Here is a 17,411-nt window from a genome sequence, read left to right on the forward strand (position 1 = left end):
GGGCGCCTGGCTGAGGGCGGACTGTCAGTTCTTGAAGGTGCCGCGCAGCGCCTTCAGTGCTGCGACGACGTCGAGTTCGGAGGCGAGCTGCTGGTCGACCAGCGCGAGCAGTGCCGGGGTCTGGTCATCGGTACCGGCGGCGATCGCGATCCGCGGTCCGGCCGGGTCCTGCACGTGCTCGCCCGCGCTGACCTGCTCGGTGACCCGATCCATCCACGCCGCGATCGGGCGCAGCGCCGCGACCCCGTCGCGCCCGGCCCTGCGTTCGGCGAGGAACACCGGGACGGCACGGGCGGCGAGCTTGAGCGTGCCGTCCATCCCGATCTGGCTGAGGTAGTGCGCGATGCGGGGGTTGGCGAAGCGGTCACGCAGGGCGGCGCGGTAGCCCGGGACGTCGAGTTCCGGATCGGTGAGGTGGTTGGCCGCGGCGTCCCAGAAGTCCTCCACCCAGCCGGAGACCACCGGGTCCGCGAGCGCGGCCGAGATCGTACCGTGGCCGCGCAGCGCACCCGCGTAGGCCATCAGGGAGTGGGCACCGTTGAGGAGCCACAGCTTGCGGCGCTCGAACGCCTCGAGGTCGTCGACGAAGACGGCCCCGGCGCTCTCCCACGCGGGCCGGCCACCGGGGAAGTCACCGGCGAGCACCCAGGACGCGAACGGTTCCGTGACCACCGGCGAGGCGTCGGCGTAGCCCGTGGCCTCGGCCACCGCCAGCTTGTCCTCGTCGGTGGTGCGCGGCGTGATCCTGTCGATCGAGCTGTCGACGAAGGAGACGTTGTCCACGATCCACTTCGCCAGCAGCGGATCGACGGCCGAGGCGAACCCCAGCACCGACGCCTTCGCGGCGGCCCCGTTGCCGGGCAGGTTGTCGCAGGACACGACGGCGATGGGCCAACCGTCGGCGGCCCGGCGGGCAGCGAGTCCCACCACGAGGCGGGCGGTGGCGCTCCTCACCTTGCCGCCCAGAGCGTGCCCGACGGTGAAGTCCTTGGCGTAGTGGGCGCGCAGGGCCTCGATGTCGGCAGCTACCTGCGGGTCATCCACGTCCAGTTCGGCGTTGCCCGGCCGCAGCTTGTAGCCGGCCTCGGTGACGGTGAGGGTGACGACCGCCACCTCCGCCTGGGCAACCAGGGCTGCGAGGGCGGCAAGGTCGGCGCCGTCGTGGGCGGCCACCACAGAGGTGATCACCTCGTGGGAGTCACCGTCGGGACCGCGTACCACGAGCGTGTACAGGCCGTCCTGCGCGGCGAGCACCTCGGCCGCATCGGGGCTGCGGCCCGTGAACGCTGCGATCCCCCAGCCGTCGCCGGCGCGCTGGGTGTACCAAGCCTGGTGGGCGCGGTGGAAGGCGCCCAGCCCGAGGTGGACGATCCGTACCGGCGGGCGCGTACCGGCCTCGTAGGTGGTGGCGTTGAGTGGTTCGGTCACAGTTTGAATGCCCTCCTCGGTGAGGCGTCGACCAGGTCGACGATGATCTCTGCGGCCCGCTCCTCGGTGATGCGGTGCTCGGCCACGAGGCGTGCCAGGAACCCGGCCTCGATGCGCCGGCTGGCGTCGTGGCGAGCGGGGATGGAACAGAACGCGCGGGTGTCGTCGATGAAGCCGGAGGAGCGGGAGAAGCCCGCGGTCTCGGTGACCGAGGCGCGGAAGCGCATCATGGCGTCGGGGGCGTCGAGGAACCACCAGGGCGCCCCGATGAACACCGACGGGAAGAACCCGGCCAGGGGAGAGAGTTCGCGGGAATAGACCGTCTCGTCGATGGTGAACGGGATGAAGTGGAAACCCTCCGCGGTGCCGAAGTCGGCCAGCAGCGGCTGGAGGCCGGTGGCGAAGTCGACGGCGTGCGGGATGTCGTGGCCCGTGTCGGGTCCGAACCGGGCGAGGCTCTCGGGGTGGGTGTTGCGGTGCACGCCCGCGTGCATCGTCATCACGAGACCGTCCTCGACGGCCATGGCCGCCTGCACGTACATCATGTGCGCCTCGAAGGCGAGGGCCTCGGCGTGGGTCGCGGTGCCGGCGACGCCCTTCTCGAACAACGCGGCGGCCTCGTCGCGCCCGAGCTTCAGGGTGTTGGCGGTCTCGGTGCCGTGGTCGGAGGAGACGGCACCGTGCTCGATGAAGTAGCGGCGACGGTTGGCCATGGCCGTGACGTACCCGTCGTAGCCGGAGCGACCGTCACCGGCGGCCTGGACGAGGCGCTCGGCGTTGCCGGTGAAGTCGTCGGCCCAGAACTTGATGTAGGCGTCAGGGCGGAAGGTCGGCAGCACCCGCGGCCGGAATCCCTCGTCGGTGGCGAGCTTGTCGTGGGGTGCGAGGTCGGCCAGCGGGTCGTCGGTGGTGGCCAGCACCTCGATGCCGAACTGCTCCATGAGTGCGCGCGGCCGGAAACCCGGCTCGTCGATCCGGGCCTGGATGGCGTCGTAGACCTCGTCGGCGGTCTCCTCGCGGATGTCGAGGTCGTCGACGCCGAAGACGGTGGCGAACTCCTGGCGCAGCCAGTAGCCGGAGGCAGTTCCGTCATAGAGGGGCCAGTGCTTGCAGAAGGTGCGCCAGGCCTCGCGCGGCGTGGCACCCTCGGTGCCTCCGACCCGCAGCTCGTCGAGCTTGATCCCCGCCGAGTGCATCACGCGGGTGACGTAGTGGTCGGGGCTGATCAGCAGGGCGGTCGGGTCCGGGAAGGCGACGTCATCGGCGATGATGGCGGCATCCACGTGACCGTGCGGGGAGATGATAGGCAGGTCCGCCACCGCCGCGTGCAGCCCACGCGCGATCTCGCGCACACCGGGGTCAGCGGGGAGGAGCCGGTCTGGATGGTTCGAGATGTCGGAAGGCATGGTGACATGTTCATCGTCCGGAGCGACCGGTGGCAACGAGTTGCCGTGGGTTGCCTCAACCCCTCGGCGGCGCTCCCGTGGAGCCCCGGACCACCAGCCGGGTGGGAAGCACGATGGGGCGGAAGGGGTCGGCCATGGTGTTGCCGGCCATCCCCAACAGGTTCCGGACACCGGTGGCGCCCATCGCGTGCATCGGCGCCGCAACGCTCGTCAGTCCGGGCGTGGTGAGGCTTGCGAACACCGAGTTGTCGAAGCCGACGACGCTGACGTCGCCGGGCACGTCGCGGCCGAGCTCGCGGGCCCGCTGCATGAAGCCCAGCGCGAGTAGGTCGTTGTAGCCCACGACCGCCGTCGCCCCGGTGGCCAGGACGGACTCCGCGATCGCCTCTCCCCCCTCCTTCGTGGGTGCGGGGCTCTCGACGAGCGTGACGTTGAGCCCGAGTTCGTGTGCGCCCTCCTTCAGTGCGCGCCAGCGCATCCCGTGCGCCCAGGAGGCCTCCGGCCCACCCAGGTAGGCGATGTCGCGGTGGCCCAGTTCCCCGATGTGCTCGATGGCGCGCCGCATCCCCCGGGCATTGTCGGAGACCACGCTGGCAACGCCGGTCACGCCGCGGTTGATCACGAGGGTCGGCTTCTGCTTGGCCATGGCGCGGATCCCGGAGTCAGACATCCGGGAGCTGCTGAGCACGATCCCGTCGACGCTGTCGAGCACCCGTTCGAGGGCCTCCCGCTCGACGATGGCGGACTCCCGGGTGTGCGCGAGGAGCATGGTGTAGTTGTGCCGGGCCGCCTCCTCCTCGGCGCCGCGGATCATGTCGAAGTTCACCGGATTGGTGATGTCGGCCACGACCAGGGCGATGGTGCCGTGGCGCTGGGCCCCCTCCGCGACACTGACCCTGAGCTCGACGGCGCGGTAGCCGAGTTCGAGGGCCACCTGTTTGATCCGCTGGGCGGTGGAGAAGCTGACCCTGCCGGGCCTGGCGAACGTGCGCGAGACCGTGGATGCGGACACCCCGGCCACGCGGGCGACGTCGTAGATCGTCACCGGTTTGGGATCGTCGTGGGGCATGCCTCCCATCTTCGACCAATCCACTGGCCATTTCTGCAACTTGTGGCAACAAGTCGTCGCACGGCGTTTTGCGCGGTGATGATGCTGTGACACCACGGATGGGACAGACGGTCGCAGAGGCCGCCGGACAAGGAAGTGATCCCCGTATGAGACTTCGCCGAACTCCCCTGGCTGCGGTTGCCGCCGCCATGGCCCTCGGCCTGAGCGCCTGCAGCTCCGGCCTGGCGGGCACCCCGGAATCGGGCAAGACCTTGGTTCTCTCGTTGAACCAGACGGAGGCCCACCCTTCCTACGTCGCCCTCACCGCCTTCGGCGAGCGCCTCAGCGAGGCCACCGAGGGCCGCTGGGACGTGCGTGTCTACCCGAACGAGACCCTCGGCGCCCAGCAGGAGGTCATCCAGCTGGTCAGCGACGGCTCCGTCGACATGGCGGTGGCCTCCGGCACCCAGCTGGAGAACCTGAACATCGAGTTCGCCGTCCTGAACCTGCCGACGACGTTCACCTCCATCGACCACCAGATGCAGACCATCACCGACGAGAAGGTGGTCGGCGAGTTGTTCAGCTCTCTCGAGGACGAGAAGTCGCTCACCGTGCTCGGTGGCCTGACGCAGGGAGAGCGCAACCTCTACACGGTCGAGGGGCCGATCGAGACCCCCGACGACCTGGCCGGCATGAAGGTCCGGGTCCAGGAGTCCGACATCGCCATCGACATGATCAACGCCATGGGCGCCTCGGCCACGCCGATGTCCTTCGGCGAGGTCTACACCGCCCTCCAGTCCGGCGTGCTGGACGGTGCCGAGAACAACGAGGTCTCCTACGTCACCCAGAACCACAACGAGGTCGCCAAGTTCGTCGCCTTCACCCGGCACCTGATCGGCCTGGACTACATGCTCATCAACACCGACGTCTACGAGGGCATGTCCGAAGAGGACCGCGCCACCTTCGACGAGGAGTGGCTGGCCACCATGGCCCACCACACCGAGCTGTGGACCGAGGAGACCCAGGCCGCGATCGCAGCCGCCGAGGAGGGCGGCTCCACGTTCAACGAGGTGGACCAGGACGCGTTCCGCGAGGCCCTGGCACCCGTCGTCGAGAAGTACCTGACCTCCGACGAGGACCAGTCGCTCTTCGACGCCATCCAGAGGAAGGCAGAGCAGTGACCCCCATCGCAAACGTGCTCGACAAGGTCCTGCGGGTCCTGTGCGTCGTGTTCTTCGCAGCGCTCGTCATCGTCGTCGTGCTGCAGGTCTTCACCCGGCAGGTGCTCAGCAACCCGCTGACGTGGACCACCGTCGCGGCCCAGTACCTGTTCGTGTGGCTCTCGCTGCTCGGTTCGGCCTGGGTGTTCTCCGAGAAGGAGCACATCGCCGTCGACTTCCTCACCCGCGCCCTGAAGATCAACTCGAAGAAGGCCATGGAGGTCTTCGTGAACGTCATCGTCGGGCTTTTCGGGGCGCTCGTCCTCCTCTGGGGCGGCATCCGCGGCGTCGGCATCACGTGGAGCCAGAACGTCTCCGGCCTGCCGGTCAGCGTCGGAATGATGTACCTCGCACTGCCGATCTCGGGCGCGATCATCGTCTTCTACGCCCTGCACCACATCATCGAGGCCACCCAGGGGCGCGGACTGCCGAGCCTGGACGAAGAGATCCGAGAGGCGGTCTGAGCCATGGAAGCAGCAGTCATCGCAGGCGCAGTCCTGGTAATCGGCATCGTCGTCCTCCTACTCCTTCGCGTTCCCATCGCCGTCGCCGTCGGCTTCTCGGCCTTCGCCGCCGTCAGCGCCGTGATCGGCATGGAGAAGGCCTCGTTCGTGGCCGCCCAGAGGTTGTTCACGGGAATCAACTCGTTCACCCTGCTCGCCATCCCGTTCTTCATCCTGGCCGGGGTGCTGATGAACAACGGCGGCATCGCCGGCCGGCTGATCGACGCGGCCAAGGTCCTCGTCGGCCGGATGCCCGGCTCGCTTGCCCAGACCAACGTCGTGGCCAACGCCCTGTTCGGTTCCGTCTCGGGCGCCGCGGTGGCCTCTGCCGCCGCGGTCGGCGGCGTCATCAACCCGCGCATGAAGCAGGAGGGCTACGACAAGAACTTCGCAGCCGCCGTCAACATCGCGTCGGCCCCCTCCGGCATGCTGATCCCGCCGAGCAACACCCTCATCGTGTACTCGCTGGTCTCCAGCACCTCGATCGCGACGCTGTTCATCGCCGGCTACATCCCCGGCATCCTCTGGGCGATCGCGTGCATGTTCGTCGTGTTCCTCTACGTTCGCAAGAACAAGGGGATCGGCGTCACCGAGCACGTCTCCCTGCGGATGGCGCTGGTCACGCTGTGGAAGGCGATCCCCTCGGTCCTGATGATCGTGGTGGTCATCGGTGGCATCCTGGCCGGCATCTTCACCCCGACGGAGTCCGCCGCCATCGCGGTGGTCTACTGCCTCGTGCTGGGCTTCCTCTACAGGGCCATCAAGGTCTCCGACCTGCCCCGGATCATCCTCGACGCCACGAAGACCACCTGCATCGTGATGCTGCTGGTGGGCGTCTCCACCATCATGAGCTGGGTGATGGCCTTCTCCGGCATCCCGAACGCACTGTCCAACGCGATGCTGAGCCTCACGGACAGCCCGGTGGTCATCCTCATCCTGATCATGATCATCCTGCTGGTCGTCGGGACCTTCATGGACCCGACCCCCGCCATCCTGATCTTCGTCCCGATCTTCCTCCCGATCGTCACCGAGTTCGGGGTGGACCCGATCCACTTCGGCCTGATCGTCACATTCAATCTCTGCCTGGGAACCATCACTCCCCCGGTGGGCAATGTGCTCTTCGTCGGTGCGAAGATCGCGCAGCTGCGGGTGGAGCCCGTCATCAAGGCTCTCGTGCCGTTCTTCGTCGCACTGGTCGTCATGCTGTTCGTGGTGGCGTTCGTGCCCGCCCTGACCCTCTGGCTGCCCGGCCTGTTCGGGCTGCTGTAACCCCTGTCGCCGGACTCCTCGGTCCCGGTCCTCCTCGCGGGGGCCGGGACCGAGTCGTCTGCGCCGGCAGCCCTCGGTGGCGCCAGGACCTCGTCGTAGGTGCCGGTGCGCCACTTGGGGTTCTCCCTGAACGTCCACCCAACGTGCGCGCGGAGCCCGTGTCGCGGCCGGCGGCTCCCTAGACTGGCTGCATGAACCTGATCCTGAAGCTGATCGCAGCCGCCGTCGGCACCGCCGTCGCCGTCTGGCTCGTTCCCGGAATCTCGATCACGGCGTCGGACAACATGGACGTCGCCGTCACCCTGCTGGTGGTGGCCGCCATCATCGGAGTGGTCAATGCTGTGGTGAAGCCGTTCGCGCAGGTGGTCGGCTTCTGCCTCATCATCCTGACCCTCGGCCTGTTCCTGCTGGTGATCAACGCCCTCATGCTGATGCTGGCCTCGTGGCTGGCCGAGATGCTCGGCATCGGATTCCACGTGGATGGGTTCCTCTCCGCCCTCATCGGGTCGGTCATCATCAGCATCGTTTCAGCCCTCGTGGGCGGCGTCCTCGGCGTCGACAGGAACAAGGCTCGGGGCTGACCCGGGCCGTTTCGCCCCCGCGGGCCCCCGTGCAGTAGACTCGGCGAAGCCCGTTCGCGGGCGGACGGGGCGTAGCGTAGTGGCTAGCGCGCCTGCTTTGGGAGCAGGAGACCGCAGGTTCGAGTCCTGTCGCCCCGACAACACAACCGGCCCAACCAGGCACTGCGCCCGGGCGGGCCGTTTTCGCATCCATCCTCCAACCCGACGGCACCCGACGACGCGGATCGGTGCACACCATTTCGGACCCCAGTGGCCCAGCACGGCGATGTGTGTGCATACTTGGATTACCTAAGTACCCAGACTCAGACCGACCTTCCCCTGCTTGGCCCTCTGGAAGGATCATCGTGCTCAGAAGCCAGTCCATGGATCCCGCGCCGCATGGCACACCCATCGACGTCGCCGATGAGTCCCGACTGCCCGTACCGCCCGCACCGGGCACGCTCTGGAGGATCGGCAGATCTGGGGAGGTCCAGCGCGTCGTCGCCGTCACCGACGGATGGGTGCGGCTGAGTTCCCTGCACTCCGGGACGCAGTCCAACATGCGCCTCGAGGAGTTCGACCGGGGATGCGTCTTCGTGGGAAGGCTGCTGCCGGACGCGGGCAGGTGAGCCCCGTCGACGATCAGCATTGAGCATTGTGCGCGTTTGCGCACAATATCGCTACGGAGTCGCTAACTTCAGACTTGGCAAGCGCTTGCGCGAGCCACCGACAACGAGGCTGAGGCGATGGGATCCCCCGCCCACGCCGAACTCCGTGTCGTGTACCGCCGCCCTGGCTCCTGTTCCACGGGAGTACCGGGGCGGCATTTCACGTCAGGGGGAGCCGCTGGCGGACCCGGACGGGCGGGACGTTGGTCTTGCTCGTGGACGGCCCGGACCGGGCAGGTGCACAATCGGTACATGCCAGTCCCCGACCGTACGGTGGCAGACCTGGAACTGGTCCGGGACGACTACCGCGCCCTGCTGGCGTCAGCACACCCCGATGAATTGCTGGCACGCACCCTGGGCACGCGCTGGACCAACCGGGAACTCCTGTTCCACATGTGGTTCGGTCAGCACCTGGTGAGGGTGTTCATCCCCCTGTTCGGCGGTTTCGGGCGGCTGCCGCGCTCCGTGTCCATCGGCTACGCGCGTGCACTCGCGATGGTGACCTGGCCCTACAACTGCATCAACTTCGCCGGGCCGGTCGCCGGTGTCCGGGTCGTGGGCCTGCCTCGGGCTGGACGCTGGATGGACCACGACACCGACTGGCTCACCAGGTGGGCGGGCCGGGCGAGCGACGCCGACCTCCGGCTCGGCATGGCCGTCCCCAAGCGCTGGGACCCGTATTTCACGCGTTGGATGACCCGCGCGGACGTGCTCGCGTGGGCGCCTCGGCACTACTACCACCACCGCGCTCAACTGACGCTGGAGGGGACGCGGCGCTGAGTGCCCGTCGAGGCATCAGCGCTCGGTCACCAGGGACCAACCGGAGTCGTCGAGCGTGACGAGACCGCGGTCCCTGAACGCCTCCAGCCAGCCCTCCATCGGGTACCAGCCCCAGCGGGAGTGGAACCGGTTGGCATTGGCGACGATGTCGGCGACGTGCTCGACCGGGGGGCGGCTGACCGGGTGCCACTGGTGGAACACCCCGGCAGCGGCGCTCCACCACAGCCGGCCTCCGGCGGCCGCGAGCCGTTGCCCGAAGTCGGTGTCCTCCCCGCCGTAGCCGACGTAGTCCTCGTCGAACCCCCCGATGGCCGCCCAGTCCCGTGTGGTGACGCCCAGGTTCAGTGACCAGAGCAGCCGCGGGTCTCCGGGCGCCAGCGGTGAGGTGGGCAGCACCCGGGCCGGATGGTCCCGGCCGAGGGCCTCCAGCCTGCTCGGTTCGTAGTCGTCCTCCCCCATGGCCTCGGGCAGGTACCGCACCCGCCCGGAGACCACCGCCGGTCCCGGGCCGGGGGCCATGCCCAGCAGCCGGTCGTAGTCGGCGACGAGGCCGGGCTCAGGTATGCAGTCCACGTCGAGCAGCGCGACCGCGCGCACACCGAGTGCCGCGGCCCGTGCCACGCCCGCGTTGCGGGCGGCCGCCAGCGGAAGCTTGCCGCTCGCCGGCAGCTGCACCAGATCGCTGGGGAGCCCGGGCTCCAGCGACATCACGTCGCTGACGGACGGGTCGCCCATGCTGACCACCACGTGCACCGCAGGGGGGACCCCTCCTGCGACCAGCCCGCGGCGCTGGCGCTGCAGGTGCCGGTGGCGGCCGCTCACGACGGTGACGACGGCCAGTTCTCCGCTCATGGGGTCACCCGGGCCGCCAGGTGCGCGAGCGCCTCGGCGGCACGCCCCGCGCCGTCGCGGCGGTTCCACTGCTTCCAGCCCTCGCCGCCACGGCGCCGCGCCTCGTCGAGAAGCTGCGGCCAGGTATCGGGCTCGGGCCATTCGTCCAGCGCCACGGCGAGCCCTGCCCTGCGGATGGCGGCTGCTGCGTGGCGCTGCTCGTCGAACGGCCGCGGCTGGGCGACCACGACGGCGGGGCGACGAGCCGAGGCGACCTCCGCCAACGCGTTGTTGCCGGCGTGGCACACGACGACGTCGCACCCGTGCAGGTCCGCCCAGAGATCGGGGGAAGGATCCGCCGGCGAGCGCCAGACCCAGTCCCAGCCGGGGGTGGCCGCTCGCGCGGCCTGCACGGCGCCAGCGGGCAGGTCCGTACCCCCGCCACCCCAGACGCCGAGGACCCTGCGCCCGGCCCGGGCCCGGGTGGCGGGTGGCTCCAGGTCGTCGAACCTGGACATCGCTCCCACGAAATGGGTCTTCTCACTCCAGTGCGCGGGCCACCCTTGGTCGGCGAACCGCTGCTCCCACGGGGCGAGCAGCGTGCAGGCCGAGTCGTAGGCCGCGAGGTGGGGGCGGTCCGAACGGTCGCCGCGCATTGCGACGACGACCGTGGGGACGCCGAACAGCCGGGCGAGCAGTGCAACCTCGACCGAGACGTCGACGACCACCAGGCACAGGTCCGGGAGCCGCTCGGCGATCGCGCGCATGCGCCCGCCGAGGCCCTCGTGGCCCAGCGGCGCCCAGTGCAGCACTCCCCCAGCTGTCGGCTCGAACGGTGTGTTGGTCTCGTCGGTGGGCAACCGGACCCACTCACCGGTCCAGTCGTCGGGCCGCACCAAGCTGCTGAAGGCGACGACACCCACGCCGCGCCGCGCCAGCTCCCGGCCGATCCCGCGGGCCCGGGTGACGTGCCCCAGCCCTTGGTGGTGCACGTAGTAGCCGATCACGCGATCAACTCCTCGTACAGGGCGATGTAGCGCTCGACGACGGCCCCGAGGTCGAACCGACGGGCAGCATGGTCGCGAACTCCTGCCCGGTCGAGGGCCTCCACCTCGCCGAGGGCGGCCCCGGCCGCGTTGACGGTGTCCTCCTCGTCCGCCTGGACGGGCACCGCAAGGCCTCCCGGAGGCTGGACCACCTCGGGGATCCCTCCGCGCGCCAGCGCGAGCACGGGTGTGCCGCAGGCCATCGCCTCCGCGGCGACCAGCCCGAACGGCTCCTCCCACAGCGGTGTCACCAGACAGGCGGCGCTGGAGCCGACGAGGACGGCTAGCTCCCGACGCCTGAGGTGGCCGACGTAGGTGATGTCGTCGTCGAGCAGCGGGGCCAGCGTGTTCTCGTAGTACTCCATGTTGGACAGGGGTCCGGCGATCCGCAGCCTGCGCCCCGCCCGCTTCGCGATCAGCGCCGCCACGTGCGGGCCCTTCTCCGGCACGATCCTGCCCATCCAGACCAGGTCCGGGCCACCGTCGCCGAACCCCCACTCCGCGAGGTCGACGCCGTTGTGGATCACGCGGGGACTGACGAGGTGCGACCAGCGCTGGGCGATGGCGTGGCTGACGGCGGTGACGTGTGCGTCTGCCCCGAGGTTGCGCAGCGCGGGCTCCAGCCACGGCGTCGGCGGGGTGTGCAGAGTGGTGACGAACGGCATGGGCAGCAGGTCGCTGAGTGCGATGGGCAGGTAGTGCAGCGAGTTGTTGTGCACGATGTCGATGCCGCGCCGATGGATGAGCTGCTGCATGCACCCCAGGTACGCGAAGGTCTCCTGCACCACCCGCTCCAGTGGCATAGAGACGTCCGCGCGGGCCTGGGCGCTGAGGTGCACCGGTTCCACGTAGAGTTCCTCCAGATCGAGTTCTGGGTCGCTGCCCCGCCCCGCGAAGACCGTGACGCCGATGCCACGGTCGCGGAGGCCCCGGGCCAGCTGCCAGGTGAATGACTCCAGTCCGCCCGCGAAGGGCTCGGCTATCGGGAACCTGTCATGCGCGACCAGGGCGATCCTCATGTCGCGCTCCCCCGGACCAGTGACGAGTAGATGGCCTCGTGGGACGCGGCCAGGACACTGCGCTGGGTCCGGCGCCAGCCAGGATCGGCTCCCCACCGGCCGCCCTCGGCCACGACGTCGAGGGCCGCGGCGACGTCCCCCGGGTCGGGCACACCGTCCTCCAGCCGGTAGCCGAGCACGTCCGGTTCCTGCTGGTGGTAGTGGCCGATGCGCGGCGCGAGCACCCTGGTCCCGAGGTCGAAGCAGGCCTCCAACCAGCCCGAGTGGGTACCGAAGCGGTAGGGCAGCACCGACAGCGCCAGGGAGCGGAAGTAGTCCCACAGCTCACCGTCGTCGTAGTAGTCGTGGACGTGGACCTCGACGTGGCCGAGCCGCTCCAGCGTGGACAGCACCGAGACCACGTCGGCCGAGTGGTTGCGCATCCCGGGCGTCACGACGTCGGTGTGGACGTCGACCACCAATTGCAGGTCGCGCTCGGCGGTCTGCTCGGCCAGCAGGGGAAGCAGCGGCAGGGGGTTCATGTTGGCCCGCAGGCTCTTCAGGTGGATTCCCACGCGCCTCGCGGCGGACGCCGGCCGCGGCACGCCCATCTCCTCGATCGGGACGACGTGCGGATGCGGCAGCACGTGGGCTAGCCGCCCCCACCGTCGCCAGATCTCGTCGGCGGCGCCTCGGGTCAGCGTGACCAGCGCGTCGGCCTCGCCCACCAGGACTTCCAGTGCTGCGGCGTGGAGCCCCGGGTCGGCGTGGTGCGGATTGACCAGGTCGTGGACGGTGTACACCAGCGGCCGGTTCGCCGCACGGAGTTCCCGCACCACGGTTCGGAGGTCGTCTGGACCGAGCGCGTCGAACCCGAAGTGGACGTGGAAGACGTCGAACTCATCCGCGTGCTGCGTGATCCAGCCCGGCTGCAGCATCACCGGGGGCCACCACTGCTGCTCACTGGCGGCCTCGGGGGGGCGCGGGTCCGGCAGCCGCTGGGCGCCGGCGCCGTCGCTGCGGCCGATGTGACGGACGTAGACGTGTCCCGAAGGAACCGATGCGACTCTCAAGACAAACCTCCCAAGTCAGTGCCGGGGGTCGGATCTCTCGCCACTCGGGAGCCCCGACGCCCCTCAGGGACGCCTTCAGGTCAAGATAGCGCGTCCGTGGATCGGAACCGTGATGCCTTGCGATCAGGGTTCGGCACGCCGTTGGACAAACCCCGGGGCCGGGGGTTGACTGTTGCGGTGCACCGCTCCCGCAACCCCATGATCACGACGCTCCTCAGCCTCCGAGGCAACGGCCGCGCCTCGGTCTACACGGAGCCCATGTGGGGCCTGTCGATGATGCTGGTGCTCCCCTACGCCTCGGTGTTCATGCTCGCGCTGGGTGTGCACGATGCACAGATCGGGCTGCTCGCGACCATCTCCATGCTGTCCCAGGTGGTCTTCGGCCTGCTCAGTGGGGTGATCACCGACAAGCTCGGTCGACGCCGGACCACCGCCCTGTTCGACGTCATCGCATGGGTGATCCCGTGCCTGGTCTGGGCCTTCGCGCAGAACTTCTGGTGGTTCCTGATCGCTTCGGTCATCAACGGCGCCTGGCAGGTCACCCAGAATTCCTGGGACTGCCTCCTCGTGGAGGACGTCGACCGGGCCGAGATCCCCAAGGTGTACTCGCTGGTCAAGGTGGCGGCCGAGTTCTCCGCCCTGTTCGCCCCGATCGCCGCCCTGCTGGTGGCGAACCTGGGCCTCGAGTTGGCGGTACGGATCCTGTACCTGAACGCGTTCCTGATCATGGCCGTGAAGATCTGGCTGCTCTACCGGTTCACCACCGAGACCGCGACCGGTCGCCTCAGGATGGAGCAGACCCGTGGCGTGAGCATCTGGAGATCGCTGTGGGAGTACCGCAGCGTGCTGGGGCTGATCGTGCGCTCCAAGGGCACCATCTTCTCCCTGGGCATCTCCGCCATCGTGGGCGCCGTGACCCTGGTCAACGGCACCTTCTGGCAGATCGTCATCAACCAGCGCCTCGGCGTGCCCGACGCGCTGCTGCCGTTCTTCCCCATGGTGCGCTCGCTACTGTCGGTGCTCTTCTTCTTCACCCTCATCCCCCTGCTCACGCACGCCCGGCACCTCAAGGCGCCCACCCTGATCGGGTTCGGCGTCTACCTCGCAGGGCAGCTGCTGCTCGTCGCGATCCCGTCCCCCGATGGCGCCGCCGCGGTCTCCACCTACCTGCTGCTCGCGGTGTGTCTGCTGCTCGACGCCTTCGGTGCCGGGATCCTGTTCATGCTTGCCGAGTCGCTGGTGGCGCTCCACGTCGACCGCAACGAGCGCTCCCGGGTGATGGCCATCCAGCGCACCGCCGTGATGCTGGTCACCGCGCCCTTCGGCTGGATCAGCGGCTGGCTCTCGGGAATGGACCGGACCTGGCCGTTCCTCCTGACCTCGGCCCTGTTGGTCCTCGGGCTCGTGGTCGCGGGTCGGTTCTGGGTGACCACGCACGAGGAAACGCAGGACGCCGCCACCTGACGCACTTCCGACGGCCCGGGTGGGACAATGCTGCATGGACAACATCGACCCGGCCCTGGTCGCGGAGGCGCTCGACACGAAGGCCGACGAGCTGCGTGCCCGCATCGAGGAACTCACCCGCCCTCCCGAGGCCGGCGCGACGATCGGCTTCGGCAAGCGCATCGGGGACGGCACCATCCAGGCGGTCCAACAGTTGGCGGACTCCTCCACAGCCGAGTCCCTGCAGCGCACTCTGAACGAGGTCGTCGACGCCCGCGCCCGGCTCGAGGCGGGCGAGTACGGCCGCTGCGTGGTGTGCGGCGAGCCGATCCCCGCGGCGCGGCTCGAGTTCCGCCCATGGGCGGCCACCTGCGTCCAGCACGCCGGTTAGCGCACAGCCACCCTTCCGCCGGGTCGGGCCGCGGTCGTAGGATAGGTGGGCCCGCAGGATTCGGAGACGACGATGACTCGATTCGTACCACCCGCGCCCGCCTTCATGGCCCTGGGCGACGGCACCCACAAGCTGCCCGTCAACGCCGACGTCCGCAGGCGGATCGGCAAGACCGACGGCGACGAGGTCGAGGTGCACCTGACCCGTCGGCGTTCCTGAAGCACGCGTTGACTACGATGAGCGTCGTAGCCAACCGAAAGGGTGTCCGATGCAGTACCGCCGTCTCGGCAACTCAGGTCTGAGTGTCTCCATCGTCGGGCTGGGGTGCAACAACCTCGGCCGCGCGCAGACCGCCACCGAGGACCAGGCCGGCACCGACGCCGTCGTCAACGCCGCGCTCGACGCCGGGGTGACGCTGTTCGACGTCGCCGACACCTACGGCCGCGAACAGGGTCTCTCGGAGGTTCTCCTCGGCAGGGCGCTCGGCGCCCGCCGCGACGACGTCGTCCTGGCCACCAAGTTCGGCATGCCGATGCACGGCCTCAACGGACCGGACTTCGACGCCCGCGGCTCCCGCCGCTACATCATGCGCGCGGTGGAGGCCTCGCTGAAGCGCCTCGGCACGGACCACATCGACCTCTACCAGTTCCACACCCCGGACCCCCTCACGCCGATCGAGGAGACGCTGGCCGCCCTCGACGACCTGGTCCGCGCAGGCAAGGTGCGCTACGTCGGACACTCGAACCGCGCGGGCTGGCAGATCGCCGAGGCGGAGTTCGTCGCAAGGGCAGCAGGCGGCACCAGGTTCGTGTCCGCCCAGAACCACTACAACCTGCTGGACCGACGCGCCGAGCTCGAGGTCACCCCTGCCGCGGAGGCCTACGGACTCGGGGTGCTGCCCTACTTCCCGCTCGCCAACGGGCTCCTCACTGGCAAGTACTCCGACGGCACCGCCCCGGAAGGCAGCCGACTCACCCACGCCCGCCAGTACCTGATGGACAAGACCGACTTCGAGCAGTTGCGGCGGTTCGGGGACTTCGCCGCCGAGCGCGGCCTGAGCGAGATCGAGGTGGCGTTCTCCTGGCTGGCCTCGCGCCGGTCCGTCGCCAGCGTCATCGCCGGCGCCACCCGGCCCGAGCAGATCACGCAGAACGCAGCCGCGGCCGACTGGGTCCCCACGGCCGAGGACGAGGCCGCCCTCGACAAGATCTTCCCGCCCGCGAAGAAGATCGCGCTGTTCTGAGGGCCCGGGAGCGTGGTGCTGCCGCCCACGGGATCTGGAGCGCGCATCGCGGACCTGCGAGGATGAGCGCGTGAGCCCGTGGCTGATCATCGACATCCTGCTCGTCGCGTACTGGCTGGGCGCCATCGTCCTGATAATCAGCGAGGACCGGGACCCGACTGCGGCCCTGGGCTGGTTGCTCGTGCTGGTGATGCTGCCCGTGGTGGGAATCGTCATCTACTTCTTCTTCGGCAGGAACTGGGCGGCGATCTCGCAACGTTCTGCGGTGCGCAGGAGACTGCTGGAACTGGGCCGCGCGTTCATGCCCCGGATCCACCGACCGCACGCCGGGCAGGTGGCCGCCTTCCGGGCCGACCCGCCGTCGGACTGGGCCCTGCGGATGAGCACCCTGATCACCGGCAAGGCGGAGTCACCGCCACTGCCCGTGCGGACCTGTGAGATCCACGTCGACGGCTCGGAGTACTTCGACACGCTGATCGCGGACCTCGGCGCGGCGCAGCGCTTCATCCACATGGGCTACTTCATCTGGAAGCAGGACGAGCTCACCGGGCGCATCACCGAGGTTCTGCTCGAGCGCCTCGCCGCCGGTGTGGAGGTCCGGATCCTGAACGACTTCTTCGGGTGCCTGCCCTACCCCAAGCAGGAGATGCGCCGCCTCAGGGCCGCCGGCGCGCTGGTGGGCAGCGACATGAAGGGGCTGGCCCGCCTCAACTACCGTAACCACCGCAAGATCACGGTCGTCGACGGGGAGATCGGACACACCGGCGGATTCAACATCGGCCAGGAGTACATCGACGGCGGCAAGAGGTTCCCCGCCTGGCGGGACACGGGCCTGCGCCTCACGGGTCCGGGCGTCGCGGACCTCGAGAAGCTGTTCGACATCCGCTGGTACGAGGCGTTCCGGGAGGACCTGTTCCGTGACGAGTACTACCCCGACCCCTCGCTGCCGGGTGGCGACATCATGGTTCAGACCGTGCACCACGCGCACGACGACCCGTGGCACGCGACCACCCGCGCCCACCAGGTGGCCATCTCGGGCGCGAGGGACCGGATCCTCATCCAGTCCCCCTACTTCGTCCCGGACACCTCCACCATGGACGCGCTGGTCAACGCCGCCGCCAGCGGCGTGCGGGTGGACCTGATGACCACGCTCCACCTGGACAAGCGGATCCCCTGGTACGCCGCCGAGACCTACTTCCTGCAGTTCCTGCGCGCCGGTGGCCGGATCCACCAGTGGGAAAAGGGCTTCTTCCACGCCAAGTCCATGACCGTCGACGGTGTCGCGTGCTCCATCGGCACCCTGAACCTGGACATGCGCAGCCTGCGGCTCCACAAGGAGCTGATGGTGTGGATCTACGACGCGCAACTCACCGCCGAGCACGAGCGCCACTTCGAGAACGACCTGGCCGAGTGCCGCGAGATCACCCTCGAGGAGGTCGAGGCCTGGGGGCCGCTGCGGCGCTTCCGAAACTCCGCCTGTCGGCTGCTGTCCAACCTGCTCTAG

General features: G+C 69.2%; 18 protein-coding genes and 1 tRNA gene. 12 read left to right on the forward strand and 7 right to left on the reverse strand.

Annotated elements, in window-relative coordinates:
- Positions 1-24: 24 nt before the first annotated feature.
- The 3 genes from FOJ82_RS01850 to FOJ82_RS01860 are packed head-to-tail and all read right to left on the reverse strand — an operon-like array spanning position 25 to position 3,903.
- The gene (locus tag FOJ82_RS01850) at positions 25-1,428 is read right to left on the reverse strand and encodes a mannitol dehydrogenase family protein (RefSeq protein WP_221932993.1); all 1,404 of its coding nucleotides are present in this window, start codon (positions 1,426-1,428) and stop codon (positions 25-27) included.
- Positions 1,425-2,834: a glucuronate isomerase gene (uxaC, locus tag FOJ82_RS01855; protein ID WP_143936742.1), complete on the reverse strand. Its 1,410-nt coding sequence runs from the start codon at positions 2,832-2,834 to the stop codon at positions 1,425-1,427. Before uxaC ends, FOJ82_RS01850 begins: the two co-directional genes overlap by 4 nt.
- 55 nt (positions 2,835-2,889) lie before the next feature.
- A complete protein-coding gene (locus FOJ82_RS01860) occupies positions 2,890-3,903 on the reverse strand; it encodes a LacI family DNA-binding transcriptional regulator (protein WP_143936743.1) in 1,014 nt (337 codons plus the stop codon).
- 146 nt (positions 3,904-4,049) lie between these two features.
- Here FOJ82_RS01860 and FOJ82_RS01865 point away from each other — a divergent pair, with 146 nt between their 5' ends.
- The 7 genes from FOJ82_RS01865 (at position 4,050) to FOJ82_RS01895 (ending at position 8,882) form a co-directional block, all read left to right on the forward strand.
- Entirely contained in the window at positions 4,050-5,063 is a 1,014-nt protein-coding gene (locus FOJ82_RS01865; protein ID WP_143936744.1) for a TRAP transporter substrate-binding protein, read from the forward strand.
- Positions 5,060-5,566 (forward strand): TRAP transporter small permease, encoded by a 507-nt coding sequence (locus FOJ82_RS01870; RefSeq protein WP_143936745.1) that lies wholly within the window; start codon positions 5,060-5,062, stop codon positions 5,564-5,566. Before FOJ82_RS01865 ends, FOJ82_RS01870 begins: the two co-directional genes overlap by 4 nt.
- Positions 5,567-5,569: 3 nt before the next feature.
- Entirely contained in the window at positions 5,570-6,874 is a 1,305-nt protein-coding gene (locus tag FOJ82_RS01875) for a TRAP transporter large permease (RefSeq protein WP_143936746.1), read from the forward strand.
- Between the two features lie 191 nt (positions 6,875-7,065).
- Positions 7,066-7,455, forward strand: coding sequence for a phage holin family protein (locus FOJ82_RS01880; RefSeq protein ID WP_143936747.1), 390 nt, complete (start codon positions 7,066-7,068; stop codon positions 7,453-7,455).
- 65 nt (positions 7,456-7,520) lie between these two features.
- Positions 7,521-7,593, forward strand: a tRNA-Pro gene (locus FOJ82_RS01885).
- Positions 7,594-7,799: 206 nt separating this feature from the next.
- On the forward strand, positions 7,800-8,063 hold the full coding sequence (locus FOJ82_RS01890) for a hypothetical protein (RefSeq protein ID WP_143936748.1): 264 nt from the start codon (positions 7,800-7,802) through the stop codon (positions 8,061-8,063).
- A gap of 291 nt (positions 8,064-8,354) precedes the next feature.
- Entirely contained in the window at positions 8,355-8,882 is a 528-nt protein-coding gene (locus FOJ82_RS01895) for a DinB family protein (RefSeq protein WP_185975578.1), read from the forward strand.
- A gap of 15 nt (positions 8,883-8,897) precedes the next feature.
- On the opposite strand, the gene FOJ82_RS01900 is transcribed toward FOJ82_RS01895, so the two are convergent.
- The 4 genes from FOJ82_RS01900 to FOJ82_RS01915 are packed head-to-tail and all read right to left on the reverse strand — an operon-like array spanning position 8,898 to position 12,830.
- Entirely contained in the window at positions 8,898-9,734 is an 837-nt protein-coding gene (locus FOJ82_RS01900; protein ID WP_143936750.1) for a glycosyltransferase family 2 protein, read from the reverse strand.
- Positions 9,731-10,720, reverse strand: a complete 990-nt coding sequence (locus FOJ82_RS01905) for a glycosyltransferase (protein WP_143936751.1) — start codon at positions 10,718-10,720, stop codon at positions 9,731-9,733. The genes FOJ82_RS01900 and FOJ82_RS01905 overlap by 4 nt, the downstream gene beginning before the upstream one ends.
- On the reverse strand, positions 10,717-11,778 hold the full coding sequence (locus tag FOJ82_RS01910) for a glycosyltransferase family 4 protein (protein ID WP_143936752.1): 1,062 nt from the start codon (positions 11,776-11,778) through the stop codon (positions 10,717-10,719). Before FOJ82_RS01910 ends, FOJ82_RS01905 begins: the two co-directional genes overlap by 4 nt.
- Positions 11,775-12,830 carry a glycosyltransferase family 1 protein gene (locus FOJ82_RS01915; protein ID WP_143936753.1) on the reverse strand — a complete coding sequence of 352 codons (1,056 nt, stop codon included), beginning with the start codon at positions 12,828-12,830 and terminating at the stop codon, positions 11,775-11,777. Before FOJ82_RS01915 ends, FOJ82_RS01910 begins: the two co-directional genes overlap by 4 nt.
- A gap of 177 nt (positions 12,831-13,007) precedes the next feature.
- On the opposite strand from FOJ82_RS01915, the gene FOJ82_RS01920 reads away from it, so the two are divergent.
- The 5 genes from FOJ82_RS01920 to cls all read left to right on the forward strand — a co-directional run bounded on the left by FOJ82_RS01920 (position 13,008) and on the right by cls (position 17,411).
- On the forward strand, positions 13,008-14,294 hold the full coding sequence (locus FOJ82_RS01920; RefSeq protein WP_143936754.1) for an MFS transporter: 1,287 nt from the start codon (positions 13,008-13,010) through the stop codon (positions 14,292-14,294).
- A 34-nt stretch (positions 14,295-14,328) separates the two neighbouring features.
- On the forward strand, positions 14,329-14,664 hold the full coding sequence (locus tag FOJ82_RS01925; protein WP_143936755.1) for a TraR/DksA family transcriptional regulator: 336 nt from the start codon (positions 14,329-14,331) through the stop codon (positions 14,662-14,664).
- A gap of 72 nt (positions 14,665-14,736) precedes the next feature.
- Positions 14,737-14,883: a DUF1905 domain-containing protein gene (locus FOJ82_RS01930; protein ID WP_143936756.1), complete on the forward strand. Its 147-nt coding sequence runs from the start codon at positions 14,737-14,739 to the stop codon at positions 14,881-14,883.
- A 49-nt stretch (positions 14,884-14,932) separates the two neighbouring features.
- On the forward strand, positions 14,933-15,907 hold the full coding sequence (locus tag FOJ82_RS01935; protein WP_143936757.1) for an aldo/keto reductase: 975 nt from the start codon (positions 14,933-14,935) through the stop codon (positions 15,905-15,907).
- 70 nt (positions 15,908-15,977) lie between these two features.
- Entirely contained in the window at positions 15,978-17,411 is a 1,434-nt protein-coding gene (gene cls, locus FOJ82_RS01940) for a cardiolipin synthase (protein WP_185975579.1), read from the forward strand.

The sequence above is a fragment of the Tessaracoccus rhinocerotis genome (genome assembly GCF_007197885.1).
GTDB classification, from domain to species: Bacteria; Actinomycetota; Actinomycetes; order Propionibacteriales; family Propionibacteriaceae; genus Arachnia; species Arachnia rhinocerotis.